An 18,898-nucleotide genomic window follows, 5' to 3' on the forward strand; every position below is an offset into this window, starting at 1 on the left:
GCTCACTCGCCCACCATCCGCAACGTTGCGGGCAGTACTGTCAACCAATGTGAAGGTCACGGTTCTGGTCGGCGGGGTCGGCGGCGCCCGCTTCCTGCTGGGTGTTCAACAGTTGCTCGGGCTCGGTCAGTTCGATCAACGGCAGGGCCAAGGCTCTCCGGCCGGCACCCACGAACTCCGCGCGATCGTCAACATCGGCGACGACGCGTGGATCCATGGACTTCGGGTCTGCCCGGACCTGGACACCTGCATGTACACCTTAGGTGGAGGTGTTGACCCGGAGCGAGGGTGGGGTCACCGCGACGAAACCTGGCACGCCAAAGAGGAATTGGCGCGCTACGGCGTGCAACCCGACTGGTTCATGCTGGGCGACCGCGACCTGGGCACGCACCTGGTGCGCACCCAGATGCTCAACGCCGGCTACCCGCTGTCACAGATCACCACCGCCCTGTGCGACCGTTGGCAACCGGGTGCGCGGTTGCTGCCCGCCACGGACGACCGTTGCGAGACCCATGTGGTGATCACCGACCCTGCCGACGGCAGCCGGCGCGCGATCCACTTCCAGGAGTGGTGGGTGCGCCACCGGGCCAAGGTGCCCACCCACAGCTTTGCGTTCGTCGGCGCCGAAAAGGCAAGCGCCGCATCTGAAGCCGTCGCGGCCATTGCCGACGCGGACGTCATCATGCTGGCGCCGTCCAACCCGGTGGTGAGCGTCGGCGCCATCCTGGCCGTCCCCGGCATCCGTGGCGCGCTGCGCGCGGCGAGCGCCCCGGTGATCGGCTATTCGCCGATCATCGGCGGAAAGCCGTTGCGCGGCATGGCCGATGAATGCCTGCGCGTGATCGGCGTGGAATCCACCGCCGAGGCCGTCGGGCGCCACTACGGGGCGCGCAGCGGCACCGGCATCCTGGACTGCTGGCTGGTGCACGAGGGCGACCCGGCCGGCTTCCAGGCCGACATCGAAGGGGTCGCGGTGCGCTCCGTGCCGCTGCTGATGACCGACCCCGCGGCGACGGCCGAGATGGTCAGGGCGGGCCTCGACCTCGCGGGCGTCGCGGCGTGACCGAGCACGGCACCGCCGCCGCCCTCGAGATCCTGCCCGTCACGGGGCTTCCCGAGTTCCGGCCCGGCGACGACCTGAGCGCGGCCGTCGCGGCCGCCGCACCGTGGCTGCAGGACCGCGACGTCGTGGTGGTCACCAGCAAGGCGGTCTCCAAGTGCGAGGGGCGGCTGGTGCCCGCGCCGAGCGACCCCGAGGAGCGGGACGCGCTGCGGCGCAAGCTCGTCGACGACGAGGCGGTGCGCGTGCTCGCGCGCAAGGGCCGGACACTGATCACCGAGAGCCGGATCGGCCTGGTCCAGGCCGCCGCGGGCGTGGACGGCTCCAACGTGGGTCGCGGGGAGCTGGCGCTGCTGCCCGTCGACCCGGACGCCAGCGCCGCCGCCCTGCGCGCCGGGCTGCGCGAGTTGCTCGGCGTCGACGTGGCGGTGATCGTCACCGACACGATGGGCCGCGCCTGGCGCAACGGCCAGACCGACACCGCCATCGGCGCGGCGGGCCTGCCCGTGCTGCACAGCTATGCGGGCGCGGTCGACGCGCACGGCAACGAGCTGGTGGTCACCGAGATCGCGATCGCCGACGAGGTCGCCGCGGCCGCCGACCTGGTCAAGGGCAAGCTCACCGCCGTGCCGGTCGCCGTCGTGCGCGGGCTCAAGCTGGCCGACGACGGCACGACCGCACGCCGGTTGCTGCGACCCGGACCCGAGGACCTGTTCTGGCTCGGCACCGCGGAGGCCATCGAGCTGGGCCGCCGGCAGGCTCAGCTGCTGCGCCGGTCGGTGCGGCGGTTCGGTGACGAGCCGGTGCCCCCGGACCTGCTCGAGGACGCGGTCGCCGAGGCCCTCACCGCGCCGGCCCCGCACCACACCCGGCCGGTCCGGTTCGTCTGGCTGCAGAACCGGGCCGCCCGCATCCGGCTGCTGGACCGCATGAAGGACAAGTGGCGCGCAGACCTCGCCGCAGACGGCAGGCCCGCCGAGTCGGTCGAACGGCGCGTGAACCGCGGCCAGATCCTCTACGACGCACCCGAAGTCGTGGTCCCGTTCCTGGTTCCCGACGGCGCGCACAGCTACCCCGACGCCGCCCGCGCCGACGCCGAGCACACCATGTTCACCGTTGCCGTCGGGGCGGCCGTGCAGGCCCTGCTGGTGGCGCTGGCGGTGCGCGGGCTCGGCAGTTGCTGGATCGGCTCGACGATCTTTGCCGCCGACCTGGTGCGCGCCGAGCTGGAGCTGCCCGCCGACTGGGAGCCGTTGGGCGCCATCGCCGTCGGCTACGCCGCCGAGCCCGCCGGACCCCGCGACCCGGCCGCCACCACGGACCTGCTGGTTCGGAAGTGACGTCGGTGCAGACGTTCGCGGGCAAGGCGGCGGCGTCGGCCGGCAAGATCCGCGGCGGCTACTACACCCCGGCGGCCGTCGCCAGGTTCTTGGCCGGCTGGGTCCGCGAAGCCGGCCCGGCGATCGTCGAGCCGTCCTGCGGCGACGGCGCGATCCTGCGCGAGCTCGGCCGCCTCACCGACCGGGCCCGCGGCGTGGAGCTCGTCGAGTCGGAGGCGGCGAAGGCCCGCGAATTCGCTCCCGTGGACGCCGAGAGCCTCTTCACCTGGGCGGCCGGAAGCCGGCCCGGCGGCTGGGACGCCGTGGCGGGCAACCCGCCCTACATCCGCTTCGGGAACTGGCCGTCCGACCAGCGCGCACCGGCACTGGAGCTGATGCGGCGGGAGGGACTGCGCCCCACCCGGCTCACCAACGCCTGGGTGCCCTTCGTGGTGGCGAGCGCCGCGCTGGTGCGCGACGGCGGGCGGGTGGGGCTGGTGCTGCCCGCCGAGCTGCTGCAGGTCTCCTATGCCGCGCAGCTGCGCGACTTCCTGCTGAGGCGGTTCCGCGAGATCACGCTGCTCACCTTCGAACGGCTGGTGTTCGACGGCGTCCTGCAGGAGGTCGTGCTGTTCTGCGGTGTCGTCGGGCCCGGCCCGGCGCGGGTGCGCACGGTCCACCTTGCCGACGCCGACGCGCTCGCCGACTCCGACCTCGACGTCGAGCGCCGTCCTTTTGCGCCCGCGCTGCTGCACGAGGACGAGAAGTGGACCAAGTACTTCCTGGACCCCGGCGCGATCCGGCAGCTGCGCGCGCTCAAGGCGTCGGGGGCCATGCCCCGGCTCGGCGCCGTCGCCGAGGTCGACGTCGGCATCGTGACGGGCCGCAACACCTTCTTCACCTTCACCGACGCGCAGGCCCGCGAGCTCGGCCTGACAGCGCACTGCGTCCCGCTCGTCTCGCGCAGCTTCCAGCTGTCCGGCCTGGTCTATGACACCGATTGCCGCGCAAGCGACCTCGCCGCCGGTCGCCGGACGTGGCTGCTGAGCGCGCCCCGCGAGCCGGTCGATCCGGCCCTGCTCGCCCACATCGCAGCCGGGGAGGCCGCGGGCGTCCACAGCGGGTACAAGTGCTCCATCCGCAAGCCGTGGTGGGTCACCCCGTCGCTGTGGTGCCCCGACCTGTTCATGCTGCGCCAGGTCCACCTGGCGCCGCGACTGACCGTCAACGCCGCCGGTGCCACCAGCACCGACACCGTGCACCGGGTCCGGCTCGGCGCGGGCGTCCGGGCCGGCGCGCTCGCCGCGGTGTTCCACAACAGCGCGACGTTCGCCTTCGCCGAGATCATGGGCCGCAGTTACGGCGGCGGCATCCTCGAGCTGGAACCCGGGGAGGCCGAACAGCTGCCCGTGCCCCCGCCGGCCCTCGCCGACGCCGAACTCGCCCGCGACGTCGACCTGCTGCTGAAGTCCGGCGAGACCCTGCGGGCGCTCGACCTCGTGGACCGGCGCGTCCTCGTCGACGGGCTCGGCCTGTCGCCGGAGCTGGTGGCGCAGTGCCGGTCCGCGTGGGAGGCGCTGCGCGATCGCCGGGCGGGGCGGCGGTCGCGGTGAGCGTTCGGGAGTCGGCGATCTCGGTCCTGACCCATTGGCACCCGCCCGATCCTGCGCAGGACTCGTTGCGGCACGCCGTGCTGGCCTTCGTGCACGGCCGTCCCGACGCCTGCCTGCGCGAGTGCGTGCCGGGCCACGTCACCGCCTCGGCCCTGGTGCTCGACCACACGGGCACCCGGGTGCTGCTGACCCTGCATCCCCGGGTGGGCCGCTGGGTGCAGCTGGGCGGCCACTGCGACGCCGGTGACGCCGACATCGTCGCCGCCGCGCTGCGCGAGGCCACCGAGGAGTCCGGAGTCGACGCCCTGCGCATCGACCCCGAGCTGGCCGCGGTGCACGTCCACCCGGTCACGTGTTCGCTGGGTGTGCCGACCCGTCACCTGGACCTGCAGTTCGTCGCGCACGCGCCCGCCGGCGTGCACATCGCGATCAGCGACGAGTCGGTGGACCTGCGCTGGTGGCCGGTCGACGCGCTGCCGGACGGCAGCGACGACGCGCTGGCCTATCTGGTCGCGCGGGCCACGCGTCGATCGTGACGTCAGCCGCACGCCCGGCGGGACAGCCAGCGGGCTAGACGTCCGAGGAGTAGCGGATCCCGCCGTCGGGAATGGAGATACCGGGCCAGACCCGGGCGCCGCGCAGCAGCTCGCAGCGCGCGCCGATGTCGGCGCCGTCGCCGATGACGCCGTCGCGGATCAGCGCCCGCGGGCCGATGCGCACCCCGAAGCCGATGATCGAGCGCTCGATCACGCTGCCGGCCTCGACCTTGACGCCGTCGAAGACCACCGCGCCGTCCAGCCGCACGCCGGGGCCGATCTCGGCGCCCCGCCCGACGACCGTGCCGCCGATCAGCACCGCGCCCGGCGACACCGCCGCGCCGTCGTGGACCAGCTGCTCCCCGCGGTGGCCCCGCAGCGCCGGTGACGGGGCGATCCCGCGGACCAGGTCCGCCGAACCGCGCACGAAGTCTTCGGGTGTGCCCATGTCCCGCCAGTAGGTGGCGTCGACGTATCCGCAGACCTTGACGTCGGCGTCCGAGAGCAGGGCGGGGAACACCTCGCGCTCGACGGAGACCTCGCGGCCGCGCGGGATCCGGTCGATCATCGCGCGTCCGAAGACGTAACAGCCGGCGTTGATCTGGTCGGTCGGCGGGTCCTGCGTCTTCTCCAGGAACGCGGTGACCCGGCCCTGGTCGTCGGTGGGCACGCAGCCGAACGCGCGCGGGTCGCCGACGCGGACCAGGTGCAGGGTCACGTCGGCGCGGTTGGTCTGGTGGAAGTCCAGCAGCTGGCCCAGGTCGGCGCCCGAGAGCACGTCGCCGTTGAACACCATCGCGGTGTCGTGGCGCAGCTTGTCGGCGACGTTCGCGATGCCGCCGCCGGTGCCCAGCGGGGTCTCCTCGGTCACGTAGTCGATCTGCAGGCCCAGCTTCGAGCCGTCACCGAACTCCGCCTCGAACACCGCCGCCTTGTACGACGTGCTGAGGATCACGTGCTCGATGCCCGCCGCCGCGATCCGCGACAACAGATGCGTCAGGAACGGCAGCCCGGCCGTCGGCAGCATCGGCTTGGGCGCCGACAGTGTCAGCGGCCGCAGCCGGGTGCCCTTGCCACCGACCAGGACCACGGCGTCAACCTGAGAGCCTCCCAACACGTTCGCCACTTCAGCGCCGCCCTTCTGCCAGCTTCCGACGTACCGCGTTGCGCACCATCAGCCGCGACCGCATGGCCAGCGACGCGCGCAGCGTCCAGCGCAGCGGCGCGCGCCGCCAGCCGGCGTGCCGATCGGCCAGGAAGAGATACGTGCTGCGGTGGTGGGCGGCGAGGTGGCTGGCCGGGTCGTGGCCGGTGGAGTGACCCTTGTGGTGCAGCACCTCGGCCGAGGGCGCGTAGACGCTCAGCCAGCCGGCCCGGCCGAGCCGGTCGCCGAGGTCGACGTCCTCCATGTACATGAAGTAGCGCTCGTCGAACCCGCCGATCTCACTGAACGCGCAACGCCGCACCAGAAGGCAGGATCCCGACAGCCACCCCACCGGGCGCTCGCTGGGCTCCTGGCGCTCCTGGCGGTACGCCGCCGTCCAGGGATTGCGCTTCCAGAGGGGACCGACGACGGCGTGCATGCCGCCGCGAAGCAGGCTGGGCTGGTGGCGCGCCGACGGGTACACCGACCCGTCGGGATCGCGGATCAGCGGGCCCAGCGCGCCGGCGCGCGGCCAGCGGGTGGCGGCCTCCAGCAGGGCGTCGATGCTGCCGGGTCCCCACTGCACGTCCGGGTTGGCGATGATCACCCAGTCCCGGTCCTCTTCCGAACCCTGGTCGAGCTGCGCCACCGCCCGGTTGATCGCGGTGCCGTAGCCGACGTTGCCGCCGGTGTGGAAGAGGCGGACGTTCGGGTAGCGCTCCACCGCCGCCTCCGGGGTGCCGTCGACCGAGCCGTTGTCGGCCAGCAGCACGCTCACCGGCCGCTCGGTGGCCATCGGCAACGAGGCCAGGAAACGCTCCAGATGGGGGCCCGGCGAGTAGGTCACCGTCACGACCGGCAGGACGTCAGTCACGCGTAGAGGGTAGCGGTCGCGGGCCGTCGGCGTCGGTCGCAGCGGCGGCCAGCGCCGCCACGAGCGCATCCCGCCAGGGCCGCAGCGGGGTCAGCCCCGCCGCGGCGGATTCGCGGCCCGACAGTGCCGAATAGGTGGGCCGCGGCGCCGGTCGCGGGAACTCGGCCGTGCTGACCGGGTGCACGCGCGACGGGTCGGCGCCGCACTCCTCGAAGATCGCGCGGGTCTGCTCGAACCGGGAGCACGCGCCCTCGTTGGCCGCGTGCAGGATGGGGCCGGGCACGCCGTCGTCGACGATCTGCAGCAGCGCGGCGGCGAGGTCGGCGACGTAGGTCGGCGAGCCGGTCTGGTCGTCGACCACGTTCACCGGCTTGTCGCCGCCGGCCAGCCGGCGCATGACGGCGACGAAATCCTTGCCGGTGCCGCCGGTGTAGACCCAGGCGGTGCGGACCACGACGCAATTGGAGGCGTCCGGGTACGCCTCTTGCACGGCCCGTTCGCCTGCGAGCTTGCTCAGGCCGTACACCCCGTGCGCGTCGGTGGGGTCGCTGGGCTCGTACGGGCGGGGCTGCGCCCCGCCGAAGTCGCCGCTGAACACGTAGTCGGTGGACACGTGGATCAGCCGGGCGCCGGCGCGGGCGCAGGCCTTCGCGATGTGACCCGGGCCCTCGGCGTTGACCGCGTAGGCGCGGGCCTCGTCGCTCTCGGCTCCGTCGACGTCGGTGTAGGCGGCGCAGTTGATCACGACGTCGCCGCGCCCGACCAGCCGTTCGGCGGCGGCCGCATCGGTGATGTCCCACTGCGACGACGTGCACGCGACCGTGTCGCGTCCCTGACCGGCGGCCAGCGACGCCAGGCAGGCACCCAGCTGACCACCGCCTCCGGCTATGACAATGCGTCCCGACATGGCATCGAGTTTGGCACGGGCCGGGCACGCCGGGGATCGCTACCCGTGAAGCAGCTGGGCCGCAAGTAATCTAGTGGGATGCCTGTGCAACGTGTGATTCGTGTGGTTGCCGCTGCGCTGACCCTCGTGGTGGTCCTGGGCACCGGGGTCGCGTGGAGCAATGTCCGGTCCTTCGAAGACGGCATCTTCCACATGTCCGCGGCCTCGCTCGGCAAAGGCGGCGACGACGGCGCGATCGACATCCTGCTGGTCGGGCTCGACAGCCGCACCGACGCGCACGGCAACCCGCTCTCGCAGGAGGAGCTCGAGACCCTGCGCGCCGGCGACGAGGAAGCCACGAACACCGACACGATCATCCTGATCCGGATCCCCAACAACGGGAAGTCGGCGACCGCGATCTCGATCCCCCGCGACTCCTACGTCCAGGCCCCGGGCCTGGGCAAGACCAAGATCAACGGCGTCTACGGCCAGACGCGCGAGGCGAAGCGGGCCAACCTGGTCAAGGCCGGCGACTCCGCTCAGGACGCCGCGGCGCAGGGCACCCAGGCCGGGCGGGACGCCCTGATCAAGACCGTCGCCGACCTCACCGGCGTCACCGTCGACCACTATGCCGAGATCGGGCTGCTCGGCTTCGCCTTGATCACCGACGCGCTCGGCGGCGTCGACGTCTGCCTCAAAGAGCCGGTGTTCGAACCGCTGTCGGGCGCGGACTTCCCCGCCGGCCAGCAGCGGCTGTCCGGCCCGGAGGCGCTGAGCTTCGTCCGCCAGCGCCACGAGCTGCCGCGCGGTGACCTCGACCGGGTGGTCCGCCAGCAGGTGGTGATGGCCTCGCTGGCTCACCGGGTGATCTCCGGCCAGACGTTGTCCAGCCCCGCGACGATCAAGCGGCTGGAGGCGGCGGTCCAGCGCTCGGTGGTGATCTCGGCGGGCTGGGACGTCATGGACTTCGTCCAGCAGATGCAGAAGCTGGCCGGCGGCAACGTCGCCTTCGCCACCATCCCGGTGCTCGACGGGGCCGGCTGGAGCGACGACGGCATGCAGAGCGTGGTGCGGGTGGACCCGCACCAGGTGCAGGAGTGGGTCGGGAGCCTGCTGCACGACCAGGAGCAGGGCAAGACCGAGCAGATCGCCTACACCCCCGACAAGACCACCGCCAGCGTGGTCAACGACACCGACATCAACGGGCTGGCGGCATCGGTGTCGCAAGTGCTGACGTCCAAGGGCTTCGCCACCGGCACCGTCGGCAACAACGACGGCGGCCACGTCAAGGCCAGCCAGGTGCGGGCGGCCAAGGGCGACGACCTGGGCGCGCAGCAGATCTCCAAGGAGCTGGGTGGCCTGCCGGTGGTCCCGGACCCCTCGCTGGCACCGGGATCGGTCCGGGTGGTGCTGGCCAACGACTACACCGGCCCGGGCTCCGGGCTTTCCGACGGCGGCCTGGTGAGCGCCGCCGCGGTGTCCAAAGCCGGAGGGGCGGCCGACCCGAACGTTCCGGCGCCCTCACCGATCCTGACCGCCGGCTCCGACAAGCCGGAGTGCATCAACTGAACACGCTGTCCGGCGCCATCCTGGGCCCGATGTTGCGGGCCGACCCCGTCGGTCCGCGCATCACCTATTACGACGACGCGACCGGCGAGCGCATCGAGTTGTCGGCGGCGACGCTGGCCAACTGGGCCGCCAAGACCGGCAACCTGCTGCGCGACGAGTTGGGGGCCGGGCCGGGCAGCCGGGTCGCGGTGCTCCTGCCGGCGCACTGGCAGACGGCGGCGGTGCTGTTCGGTGTGTGGTGGATCGGGGCCGAGGCGGTACTCGGGGTGGGCCCCGCGGACCCCGCCGCGGACGTGGCCCTGTGCACCGTCGAAAGGCTCGACGAGGCGGACGAAGCGGCGCCGGGGGGCGAGGTGGCCGTGCTGTCCCTGGACGCGTTCGGCCGCCCGGTGGCCGGCCTGCCCGTCGGCGTCACCGACTACGCGACGGCGGTGCGGGTGCACGGCGACCAGATCGTCGCCGAAGACCACCCGGGTCCGGCGCTGGCCGGCCGATCGGTCGACGAGGTCCTCGCGGATTGCGAAAGCGCCGCTGCGGCAAGGGATTTGACCGCCAAGGACCGGGTGCTCTCGAGCGCGTCGTGGTCCGGGCCGGGCGAGCTGGTGGACGGCCTGCTAGCGGTCCTGGCCGTGGGCGCGTCGCTGGTGCAGGTGGCCAATCCCGACCCGTCGGCGCTGCAGCGCCGCATGGAGTCCGAGAAGGTCACGCGGGTGCTGTAGGTGTATTCGCCGGGAATACATATTGATATCGCAATATGCCAATGTTAACGTCGTGGCAATCGACGAGGAGGTTCCCACAATGGCGGCGTACGGGCTCTTGGCGAAAGCGGCATCGACGGTGGCCACCGGCCTGGTCGGGGTGACGGCCTACGAGCTGGTGCGCAAGGCGGTGGCCAGGGCGCCGCTGCACGAGACCGCGGTCTCGGCGGCCGAACTCGGGCTGCGCGGGACCCGCAAGGCGGAGGAGGCGGCGGAGTCGGCGCGGCTCAAGCTCGCCGACGTCATGGCCGAGGCCCGCGAACGCATCGGCGAGGAAGCCCCCACCCCGTCGGTCACCGACGCCCACCAGCACGACCACTGATCGGGCGGGCGGACGTGTCCCTCGCCCTGGTCGTCGACGATTCCCCGTCCAACGACCCCGCGTTGCGGGTGATCTCGGATGCCGCGGGACGCATGCGGGTGTCGGTCGACTGGGTGCGCGGCGATTCCCGGCGCGCCGTGGCCGTCGAGGAGTCCGTCGCCCACCAGGCCGGCGTGCGCGCGGTACACGCCTACCCGCGCACCGGCTCCGTCGTCGTCTGGTACTCGCCGCGGCGCGCCGACCGGCCCGCGGTGCTGGCGGCGATCGGCGCCGCCGCGCGCGTCGCCCCCGAGCTCATCCCGGCGCGGGCCCCGCACTCGGACGAGATCCGCAACGCCGACGTGCTGCGCATGGTCGTCGGCGGCGCGGCGCTGGCCCTGCTGGGCGTGCGGCGCTACGTGTTCGCGCGGCCGGCGCTGCTCGGACCGAACGGGCGGGTCCTGGCGACCGGCGTCACCGTCTTCACCGGCTATCCGTTCCTGCGCGGGGCGCTGCGCTCCCTGCGCTCGGGGCGCGCCGGCACCGACGCGCTGGTGTCGGCCGCGACCGTGGCCAGCCTGGTGCTGCGCGAGAACGTCGTCGCCCTGACCGTGCTGTGGCTGCTCAACATCGGCGAGTACCTGCAGGACCTGACGCTGCGCCGGACCCGGCGCGCCATCTCCGAGCTGCTGCGCGGTAGCCGGGACACGGCGTGGATCCGCCTGACGGACGGGCCGCAGGCCGGCACCGAAGTCCAGGTACCCACCGACAGCCTGCAGATCGGCGACGAGGTGGTGGTGCACGACCACGTCGCCATTCCGGTCGACGGCGAGGTCGTCGACGGCGAGGCGATCGTCAACCAGTCCGCGATCACCGGCGAGAACCTGCCGGTCAGCGTCGTGGCGGGTGCACATGTGCACGCGGGCTCGGTGGTGGTGCGCGGCCGTTTGGTGGTGCGCGCCCAGGCCGTCGGCAACCAGACGGCCATCGGCCGCATCATCGCCCGCGTCGAGGAGGCCCAGCACGACCGGGCGCCCATCCAGACGGTGGGCGAGACCTTCTCCCGCCGGTTCGTGCCCACGTCGTTCATCGTGTCCGCGCTGACCCTGGCCGTCACCGGTGACGTCCGCCGCGCGATGACGATGCTGTTGGTCGCCTGCCCGTGCGCGGTCGGCCTGGCCACGCCGACCGCGATCAGCGCCGCGATCGGCAACGGCGCCCGCCGCGGCATGCTGATCAAGGGCGGCTCCCACCTGGAGCGGGCCGGGCGGGTCGACGCGATCGTCTTCGACAAGACCGGGACGTTGACCGTCGGGCGCCCCGTGGTCACCAACATCGTTGCGATGCACAAAGATTGGGAGCCCGAGCAGGTGCTGGCCTACGCGGCCAGCTCGGAGATCCACTCGCGGCACCCGCTGGCCGAGGCGGTGATCCGCTCGACGGAGGAACGCCACATCAGCATCCCGCCGCACGAGGAGTGCGAGGTCCTGGTGGGCCTGGGCATGCGGACCTGGGCCGACGGCCGGACCCTGCTGCTGGGCAGCCCGTCGCTGCTGCGCTCGGAGAAGGTCCGGGTGTCGAAGAAGGCGTCGGAATGGGTGGACCGGCTGCGGCGCCAGGCCGAGACACCGCTGCTGCTGGCGGTGGACGGCACGCTGGTGGGGTTGATCAGCCTGCGCGACGAGGTGCGCGCCGAGGCGCCCGAGGTGCTCGAGCAGTTGCGGGCCGGCGGGGTGCGCCGAATCGTGATGCTCACCGGCGACCACCCCGAGATCGCCGAGGTCGTCGCCGGTGAACTCGGGATCGACGAGTGGCGGGCCGAAGTGATGCCCGAGGACAAGCTCGAGGTGGTACGCGAGCTGCAGGAAGCCGGCTTCATCGTCGGCATGGTCGGCGACGGCATCAACGACGCGCCGGCGCTGGCCGCTGCCGACATCGGCATCGCCATGGGTTTGGCCGGCACCGACGTCGCCGTCGAGACCGCCGACGTGGCGCTGGCCAACGACGACCTGCACCGCCTGCTCGACGTGCGGGACCTGGGTTCGCGCGCGGTGGACGTCATCCGGGAGAACTACGGAATGTCCATCGCCGTCAACGCCGCCGGGCTGCTGATCGGGGCGGGCGGTGCGCTGTCCCCCGTGCTGGCCGCGATCCTGCACAACGCGTCCTCGGTGGCGGTGGTGGCCAACAGCTCCCGGCTGATCCGCTACCGGCTGGACTGACCGGCGGCACTAACAGCCGCAGTCGTGGCCGCGCCAGGCCCGAACGCCCTGCCACGCGGCGACGCCGGCGATGCCCAGCCCGACCGCCGGGTCGATCCGCCAGCCGCCGGACCACAGCGCCGCGGCGGCCAGGCCGACCAGCACCCCGGCCGCCTGGGCGGCGCACAGATAGTTCTGGATGCCTTCGGCTTCGGTGGCTCCCGAGTCCAGCCGCTCGCCCAACCGGCGGTTGGCCCGCCCCAGGATCGGCATGAGCAGCAGCCCGGCGGCCGTCAGCGCGATGCCGATCACCGACGTCTCGGCGTGGTGCCCACCGGTCAACTCCCGAAGGGATTCGGCGGCTATGTAGGGGGCGGTCAGCCAGAACGACACCGCCACGCCGCGCTGCGCGCGCCGCTCGGCGTGCTGCGAGAAGGTGCGGGCTCCGCTGAAGCGCCACACCACCATCGCGCTGGCCAGGGCCTCGGACACCCCACCGAGCGCCCACCCGGTGAGTGCGACGGACCCGACAGCCAGGCCCTGCCACAGCCCGACCACACCCTCGACGAGCACGACCGCCAGGCTGACCCACGCCAGCCGGCGCGCCCACTCGGCGCTGCGCTGCCAGCCGATGTCGAGCGGCGCGCTGACGGCGCAGTCACCGGCGAGGGCGGAGGAAATGGCCATCGCCCGAGGCTAGCCGCGATCACGCACCCGCCGGGCAAAGACACCCGGCGGTTACACAACCGTGTCATACCCGGCTGTTCAGCACCCGCTTGAGCACCTTGCCGCCCGCGTTGCGGGGCAGCTCGTCGAGGAACACGACGTCGCGCGGAACCTTGAACCGCGCCAACCGGTTTCGCACGAATTCCTTGATCTCCTGCTCGGTGGGCGCCGCGTCCGGGCGCGCCACGACATAGGCGCGCAGCCGCTGACCGAACTCCTCGTCGTCGACCCCCACCACGGCGGCGTCGGCGAGGCCGGGGTGATGCGCCAGCGCCTCCTCGACCTCTCCCGGGTAGACGTTCTCCCCACCGGAGACGATCATGTCGTCGTCGCGGCCGTCGATGAACAGCCGGCCGTGCCGGTCGAAGTGGCCGACGTCGCCGGTGGACATCAGCCCCATGATCGACTCCTTGGTGCCGCCGCCGGTGTAGCCCTCGAAGGCCAGCACGTTGCCCACGAAGATGCGCCCCGGCGTGCCCGGCGGGGCCTCGTGCCGGTCGTCGGTGAAAACCTTGACCACCGAGCCGGGCACCACCGCGCCCACGCACCCCGGCTCGGCCGCCAGGTCGGCGGGGGTGGCGATGGTGGCGTAGGCGACCTCGGTGGACCCGTACATGTTGTAGACCACCGGCCCCAGCGCACGCATCGCGCGGGTGGCCAGCGCGGCGCCCAGCTGGGAGCCGCCCACGAACACGATGCGCAGCGACGACAGGTCGTGCTCGGCGAGGGCCTGCGGCCCGAGATCGAGGATGCGCCGCAACATGATCGGCACGACGATCATCGCGCTGGCCCGGTGCGCGGCCACGCCCGCCAGGGCCTGCCGCGGGTCGAAGTGGCGTCGCAGCACCAGGGTCGAGCCGAGCACCATCGCGTACATGGCGTGGCTGAAGCCCAGCGAATGAAACAGCGGCACACAGCATGCGGTGACTTCCCGCCCGCGGAACGGCACCTTGCCGAGCAGGCCGCCGACCGGTATCAGCGAGTAGGGCTCCGAGCGCGCGGCGCCCTTGGGCACCCCGGTCGTCCCACTGGTCAGGATGACGATCTTGGGCCGGCCCCCGGACGCGGGCGGCGGACGCGGGTCACCGTCGTCGATCAGCGCGTCGAGGGTGTCGGGGCCGGGGTCGTCCGCCCAGGCCCGGAACCGCCCCAGCCTCGGGCGAACGTCGGCGACGACGGCGGCGTACTCGTCGTCGTAGACCAGCATGTCGACGCCCTCGCGGGCCACCATCTCGGCGAGCTGCGCGCCGCCGAATCCGGTGTTGAGCAGCAGGACGCTCGCCCCGCATTTCCCGGCGGCGAACACCGACTCCACAAAGCCCCGGTGGTTACCGGCCAGGATCCCGACGCCGGCGCCCGGGCCGAGGCCGCGGCGGCGCCACTGGTGGGCAAGCGCGTTGGTGCGGTCGTCGAGTTCGCCGAAGCTCAGCGGCCCGCGCTCGTCGATCAGCGCCAGCCCGTCGCGGTCGCGTGCGGCGGTGATCACCGTCGCCGCCCCCAGCAGGCCGTAGCGGTCGAGTGCGCGCAGCACCGCCACCGCCCGGCCCGGCGGGATCCAGCGCAGCCCCCCGGACCGCGCGTACAGCAGCAACGACCAGACCTCCAACGCCGCACGCCTCACCCAGGTCCGCACACGCCGATGCTGTCGAACGACGCCGCGGCGGGTAAGGGCGCAACGCCCTCACCTGCGGGGCCTTTGGTCATCGGCGCCCCGTCGCGAAAGTCATTATTGTGACTAACGAGTCGACTGGAAGGACTTTTCGCATGGCGCGCACCGACAACGACAGCTGGGATCTGGCCACGAGCGTGGGGGCCACCGCCACCATGGTGGCCGCCGGACGGGCCCGGGCCACCCGGGACGCACTGATCGACGACCCGTTCGCCGAGCCGCTGGTGCGCGCCGTGGGCGTCGACTTCATGACGCGGTGGGCCGCCGGCGAACTGAGCTCCGACGAGGTCGACGAGCCGGGCGCGCCGTGGGGCATGCAGCGCATGACCGACATGCTGGCCGCGCGCACGCGCTACATCGACGCGTTCTTCGCCGAGGCGGGCAACGCCGGCATCCGCCAGGTCGTCATCCTGGCCTCGGGCCTGGACGCGCGCGCCTACCGGCTGCCCTGGGCGGCGGGCACCACGGTCTACGAAATCGACCAGCCGGAGGTCATCGAATTCAAGACCGCCACCATCGCGAAGCTGGGCGCGCAGCCCACCGCCGAGGTGCGGGCCGTCCCGATCGACCTGCGGCACGACTGGCCGTCGGCGCTGCGGGAGGCCGGGTTCGACACCGCACAGCCCACCGCCTGGGCGGCCGAGGGCCTGCTCGGTTTCCTGCCGCCGGAGGCACAGGACCGGCTGCTCGACGACATCAGCGCGCTCAGCGCGAACGCCAGCCGGCTGGTGGCCGAGGTCTTCATGAACTCCGGCACCAACGGGGACGCCCTGAACGCCGCGAGCGAGAAATGGCGGGAGAACGGCCTGGACATCGCCCTCGGCGACCTCGGCTTCCCCGGGGAGCGCAACGACGCGGCCACCCATCTGGAGCGGCGCGGCTGGCGCCCCGTTAAGACACCCCTGAACCAGTTGTTGGCCGACAGCGGGTTACCTTTGCAAAGCACGGAACCCGGGGCGCCGTTTGCCCAGAACTACTACTGCACCGCGGTGCTGGACCGGGCCGGCTGATCAGCCGGCAAGAGAAAGGCGCCGCATGGCAGACAGCACGGCCCCCAGACCGCTCGACGGATTCCGGGTGCTCGACTTCACCCAGAACATCGCCGGACCGCTGGCGGGGCAGGTGCTGGCCGATCTCGGGGCCGAGGTCATCAAGGTCGAGGCGCCCGGCGGTGAGGCCGCCCGGCACATCACCGCGGTGCTGCCCGGCCGCCCGCCGCTGGCCACGCTGTTCCTGCCGCACAACCGCGGCAAGAAGTCGGTGCTCGCGGACCTGACCGACGACGACACCAAACACCAGATCATGCGGCTGGTCGACACCGCCGACGTCGTGCTGGAGGGCTTCCGCCCCGGGGTGATGGAACGCATGGGCCTGGGTCCCGACGACCTGCGGGCGCGCAATCCCAGGCTGATCTACGCGCGGCTGTCGGCCTACGGCGGCAACGGCCCACACGGCAGCAGGCCGGGCGTCGACCTGATGGTCGCGGCGGAGGCCGGCATGACCACCGGGATGCCCACCCCCACCGGCAAACCGCAGATCATCCCGTTTCAGCTCGTCGACGCCGCCAGCGGCCACGTGCTGGCCCAGGCGGTGCTGGCCGCGCTGCTCAACCGCGAGCGCCACGGGGTGACCGACGTCGTCCGGGTCGCGATGTACGACGTCGCGGTGGGCCTGCAGGCCGGCCAGCTCACCGTCCACCTGAACAAGCCGAGCGAGCCGGCCGAACCGGATTCGGCGCCAAAGCCCAAGAAGCGCAAGGGAGTCGGGTTCGCCACCCAGCCGTCGGACGCGTTCAAGGCGGCCGACGGCTACCTGGTGATCAGCGCCTACGTGCCCAAGCACTGGGCCAAACTGTGCGAGATCATCGGCCGGCCCGACCTGCGCGACGACGAGCGGTTCGCCAGCCAGCGTTCGCGCGCCCTGAACTATCCGGAACTGACCGAGGAGCTCGAGTCGGCGCTGGCCGCCAAGACCGCCGCCGAGTGGGTGGAGTTGTTGCAGGAAGGCGGGCTGATGGCCTGCCTGGCCAACACCTGGAAGCAGGTGGTCAACACCCCGCTGTTCGCCGAGAACGAGCTGGCCCTGCGCGTCGGCAGCGGCGAAGACGCCGTCACGGTGGTTCGCACCCCGGCGCGCTACTCGAGCTTCGACGCGGTGGCCACCGATCCCCCGCCCGCCCCCGGTCAGCACAACGACGCGTTCCTGGCCGCGCCGCAGCCCGCGCCCTGAGCGCGCTCAGAGGCTGGGCAGCCGCACCACCTGGACGAAGAACTCGTCGATCTGGCGCACCGCCTTCATGAACTGGTCGAGGTCCACCGGCTTGGTGACGTAGGCGTTGGCGTGCAGCTTGTAGCTGCGCAGGATGTCCTCCTCGGCCGAGGAGGTGGTGAGCACGACCACCGGGATGCGCGCCAGGTCCGGGTCGGACTTGATCTTCTCCAGCAGCTGACGGCCGTCGTATTTGGGCAGGTTCAGGTCCAGCAGGATGAGGTCGGGCCGCGGCGAGTCGGCGAACCGGCCGCGCTTGTACAGGTAGTCAAGACCCTCCTCGCCGTCGTGCGCGACGTGCAGCCGGTTCTTGAGCTTGTTGTGTTCGAACGCTTCCCGGGTGATGAGCTCGTCGCCCGGGTCGTCTTCGATCAGCAGGATGTCGATGGCCCTCTCGGCGGACGACGTCATTGCACTCCTTCCAAAGCGACGGGATTTTCCGCGCCCTCGGAGGCGGGCGCAGCAATCGGGAGGGTGAACCAGAACCGGGTCCCCTCGGTGTAGGACGTGTCGATCCACACGGTCCCGCCGTGGTGCTCGACGATCTTCTTGACCAGCGCAAGACCGACACCGGTTCCGCTGTACACGTCGCGGCCGTGCAGCCGCTGAAAGATGACGAACACCTTGTCGGCGAACTCGGCCGGGATGCCGATGCCGTTGTCCGACACGCTGAGCAGCCATTCGCCCGCGCGGTCGCCGCTGCCCTGGTCGCAGGTGATGACGACGCGCGGCGCGCGGTCCGCGTGCCGGAATTTCACCGCGTTGCCAATCAGGTTCTGCCACAACATGGTCAGCAGCGTCGGGTCGCCGACGATCTGCGGCAGCCCGTCGGGCCGCGCGACCTCGGCGCGCGACTCCTCGATAGCGGCGGCCAGGTTGGCCAGCCCCGCGTCTAGGGCCCGGTCGAGGTCCACCTCGGTCGCCGAGGTGTTCAGCCGGCCGACGCGGGAGAACGTCAGCAGGTCGTTGATGAGCACCTGCATGCGCTTGGCCCCGTCCACCGCGTAGCCGATGTACTCGACGCCGCGTTCGTCGAGCTTGTCACCGTAACGCTTCTCCAGCAGCTGGCAGAACGAGGCGACCTTGCGCAGCGGTTCCTGCAGGTCGTGCGACGCAACGTAGGCGAACTGCTCGAGTTCGGTGTTCGAGCGGCGCAATTCGACGGCCTGCTCGTCGAGCTGCGCCTGCGCCGAACGTGAGACCGCCAGCTCGTCGACGATCCGCTTGCGCATGTTCTCGACGTCCAGGGCCATGTCGCGGACGTCCTTCGGCCGCCTCGGCGCGACGATGACGTCGTCGAAATTGCCTTCGGTGATCCGCCGGCACGCCGCGGCCAGGGCCGCGAGCGGCCGGGCCACGGTGTCGCGCACCAGGAAACCGAGGACCCCGGCCGTGACGAAGAAGACCAGCACCATCGCGAACAGCACCCGGTCGCGCCAGGCGTCGGTGTGTTTGAGGGCGTCGGCCGAGCTCGTCCACGCGGCCGCCAGGTTGACGTTCTGCCGGTCGAACAGCGCGCGCAGGTGGTCGAATTCCGCCTTCCCGCGCTCGGCCGCGTTGCCGGTGATGACGTTGCGCGCGTTCGGGTTCACGCTGGCGATGATCGGTTCGGCGTAGCTGGTCCGCCAGTGGTCGGCGGCCCGCTCGATCGCATCCAGGTCGGCGATCAAATCCGGGCGCTGGGCGACGCGGCGGCGGATCTCGGCGGCGGCCGCCTGCTCGGCCTGCTCACCGTCGTAGTAGGGCGTCAGGAATTGGCGGTCGGTGGCGATCAGGTAGCCGCGCACGCCCGTTTCCTGGTCGCGCAGGGCCGCCTGCAGCTGGCTCGCCGCCACCCGCGCCGGCTGGATGTTGTCGATCAGCTCACGCGACATGTCGTCGGTTCGATGCAGCAACGTCGCGCCGATCAGCGCCCCGGCGAGCACCATCGCGCCCATGCTGAACAACACCACGGCCTGCCATCCGCGCACGGTC

The 18,898-nt window shown here is 72.0% G+C and carries 17 protein-coding genes; 10 read left to right on the forward strand and 7 right to left on the reverse strand.

Going from position 1 to position 18,898, the window contains the following annotated elements; translation table 11 throughout:
- The first annotated feature begins 49 nt into the window (after positions 1-49).
- The 4 genes from cofD to G6N48_RS14155 are packed head-to-tail and all read left to right on the forward strand — an operon-like array spanning position 50 to position 4,528.
- The gene (cofD, locus tag G6N48_RS14140; protein WP_085270671.1) at positions 50-1,063 is read left to right on the forward strand and encodes a 2-phospho-L-lactate transferase; all 1,014 of its coding nucleotides are present in this window, start codon (positions 50-52) and stop codon (positions 1,061-1,063) included.
- Positions 1,060-2,400 (forward strand): coenzyme F420-0:L-glutamate ligase, encoded by a 1,341-nt coding sequence (locus G6N48_RS14145; RefSeq protein ID WP_085270670.1) that lies wholly within the window; start codon positions 1,060-1,062, stop codon positions 2,398-2,400. The genes cofD and G6N48_RS14145 overlap by 4 nt, the downstream gene beginning before the upstream one ends.
- A gap of 5 nt (positions 2,401-2,405) precedes the next feature.
- Positions 2,406-3,992, forward strand: coding sequence for an Eco57I restriction-modification methylase domain-containing protein (locus G6N48_RS14150; RefSeq protein ID WP_085270692.1), 1,587 nt, complete (start codon positions 2,406-2,408; stop codon positions 3,990-3,992).
- Positions 3,989-4,528: an NUDIX hydrolase gene (locus G6N48_RS14155; protein WP_085270691.1), complete on the forward strand. Its 540-nt coding sequence runs from the start codon at positions 3,989-3,991 to the stop codon at positions 4,526-4,528. Before G6N48_RS14150 ends, G6N48_RS14155 begins: the two co-directional genes overlap by 4 nt.
- A 34-nt stretch (positions 4,529-4,562) precedes the next feature.
- Here G6N48_RS14155 and manB read toward each other — a convergent pair whose 3' ends face one another.
- From manB to rfbD, 3 genes are read right to left on the reverse strand one after another with little or no spacing between them, the layout of a single operon-like run.
- Positions 4,563-5,642 (reverse strand): mannose-1-phosphate guanylyltransferase, encoded by a 1,080-nt coding sequence (gene manB / locus G6N48_RS14160; protein ID WP_085270690.1) that lies wholly within the window; start codon positions 5,640-5,642, stop codon positions 4,563-4,565.
- A 13-nt stretch (positions 5,643-5,655) separates the two neighbouring features.
- Positions 5,656-6,546 (reverse strand): glycosyltransferase family 2 protein, encoded by an 891-nt coding sequence (locus G6N48_RS14165; RefSeq protein ID WP_085270669.1) that lies wholly within the window; start codon positions 6,544-6,546, stop codon positions 5,656-5,658.
- Positions 6,539-7,453 carry a dTDP-4-dehydrorhamnose reductase gene (rfbD, locus tag G6N48_RS14170; protein ID WP_085270668.1) on the reverse strand — a complete coding sequence of 305 codons (915 nt, stop codon included), beginning with the start codon at positions 7,451-7,453 and terminating at the stop codon, positions 6,539-6,541. The genes G6N48_RS14165 and rfbD overlap by 8 nt, the downstream gene beginning before the upstream one ends.
- A gap of 78 nt (positions 7,454-7,531) precedes the next feature.
- Here rfbD and G6N48_RS14175 point away from each other — a divergent pair, with 78 nt between their 5' ends.
- The 4 genes from G6N48_RS14175 (at position 7,532) to ctpC (ending at position 12,282) form a co-directional block, all read left to right on the forward strand.
- Complete coding sequence (locus G6N48_RS14175; RefSeq protein WP_085270667.1) at positions 7,532-9,001, forward strand: LCP family protein; 1,470 nt, start codon at positions 7,532-7,534, stop codon at positions 8,999-9,001.
- Positions 8,989-9,720 carry a TIGR03089 family protein gene (locus G6N48_RS14180; protein WP_197745593.1) on the forward strand — a complete coding sequence of 244 codons (732 nt, stop codon included), beginning with the start codon at positions 8,989-8,991 and terminating at the stop codon, positions 9,718-9,720. Before G6N48_RS14175 ends, G6N48_RS14180 begins: the two co-directional genes overlap by 13 nt.
- Positions 9,721-9,799: 79 nt before the next feature.
- A complete protein-coding gene (locus G6N48_RS14185; protein WP_085270688.1) occupies positions 9,800-10,081 on the forward strand; it encodes a DUF1490 family protein in 282 nt (93 codons plus the stop codon).
- 92 nt (positions 10,082-10,173) lie between these two features.
- Positions 10,174-12,282: a manganese-exporting P-type ATPase CtpC gene (ctpC, locus tag G6N48_RS14190; protein ID WP_139825908.1), complete on the forward strand. Its 2,109-nt coding sequence runs from the start codon at positions 10,174-10,176 to the stop codon at positions 12,280-12,282.
- 9 nt (positions 12,283-12,291) lie between these two features.
- Here the strand turns inward: ctpC and G6N48_RS14195 are convergent, their stop codons facing one another.
- Positions 12,292-12,948 carry a cation transporter gene (locus G6N48_RS14195; RefSeq protein WP_085270665.1) on the reverse strand — a complete coding sequence of 219 codons (657 nt, stop codon included), beginning with the start codon at positions 12,946-12,948 and terminating at the stop codon, positions 12,292-12,294.
- A 64-nt stretch (positions 12,949-13,012) separates the two neighbouring features.
- The gene (locus G6N48_RS14200; protein ID WP_085270664.1) at positions 13,013-14,620 is read right to left on the reverse strand and encodes an AMP-binding protein; all 1,608 of its coding nucleotides are present in this window, start codon (positions 14,618-14,620) and stop codon (positions 13,013-13,015) included.
- A gap of 131 nt (positions 14,621-14,751) precedes the next feature.
- Between G6N48_RS14200 and G6N48_RS14205 the strand changes: the two genes are divergently transcribed.
- Together G6N48_RS14205 and G6N48_RS14210 are read left to right on the forward strand one after the other, a co-directional pair.
- Positions 14,752-15,666 carry a class I SAM-dependent methyltransferase gene (locus G6N48_RS14205; protein ID WP_085270663.1) on the forward strand — a complete coding sequence of 305 codons (915 nt, stop codon included), beginning with the start codon at positions 14,752-14,754 and terminating at the stop codon, positions 15,664-15,666.
- Between the two features lie 25 nt (positions 15,667-15,691).
- Positions 15,692-16,885, forward strand: a complete 1,194-nt coding sequence (locus tag G6N48_RS14210; protein ID WP_085270662.1) for a CoA transferase — start codon at positions 15,692-15,694, stop codon at positions 16,883-16,885.
- A 6-nt stretch (positions 16,886-16,891) separates the two neighbouring features.
- On the opposite strand, the gene G6N48_RS14215 is transcribed toward G6N48_RS14210, so the two are convergent.
- On the reverse strand, positions 16,892-17,335 hold the full coding sequence (locus G6N48_RS14215; protein WP_085270661.1) for a response regulator: 444 nt from the start codon (positions 17,333-17,335) through the stop codon (positions 16,892-16,894).
- Positions 17,332-18,861 (reverse strand): sensor histidine kinase, encoded by a 1,530-nt coding sequence (locus G6N48_RS14220; protein ID WP_085270687.1) that lies wholly within the window; start codon positions 18,859-18,861, stop codon positions 17,332-17,334. Before G6N48_RS14220 ends, G6N48_RS14215 begins: the two co-directional genes overlap by 4 nt.
- Positions 18,862-18,898 lie beyond the last annotated feature (37 nt).

The organism is Mycobacterium parmense, from assembly GCF_010730575.1.
In the GTDB taxonomy this organism is placed as follows: domain Bacteria; phylum Actinomycetota; class Actinomycetes; order Mycobacteriales; family Mycobacteriaceae; genus Mycobacterium; species Mycobacterium parmense.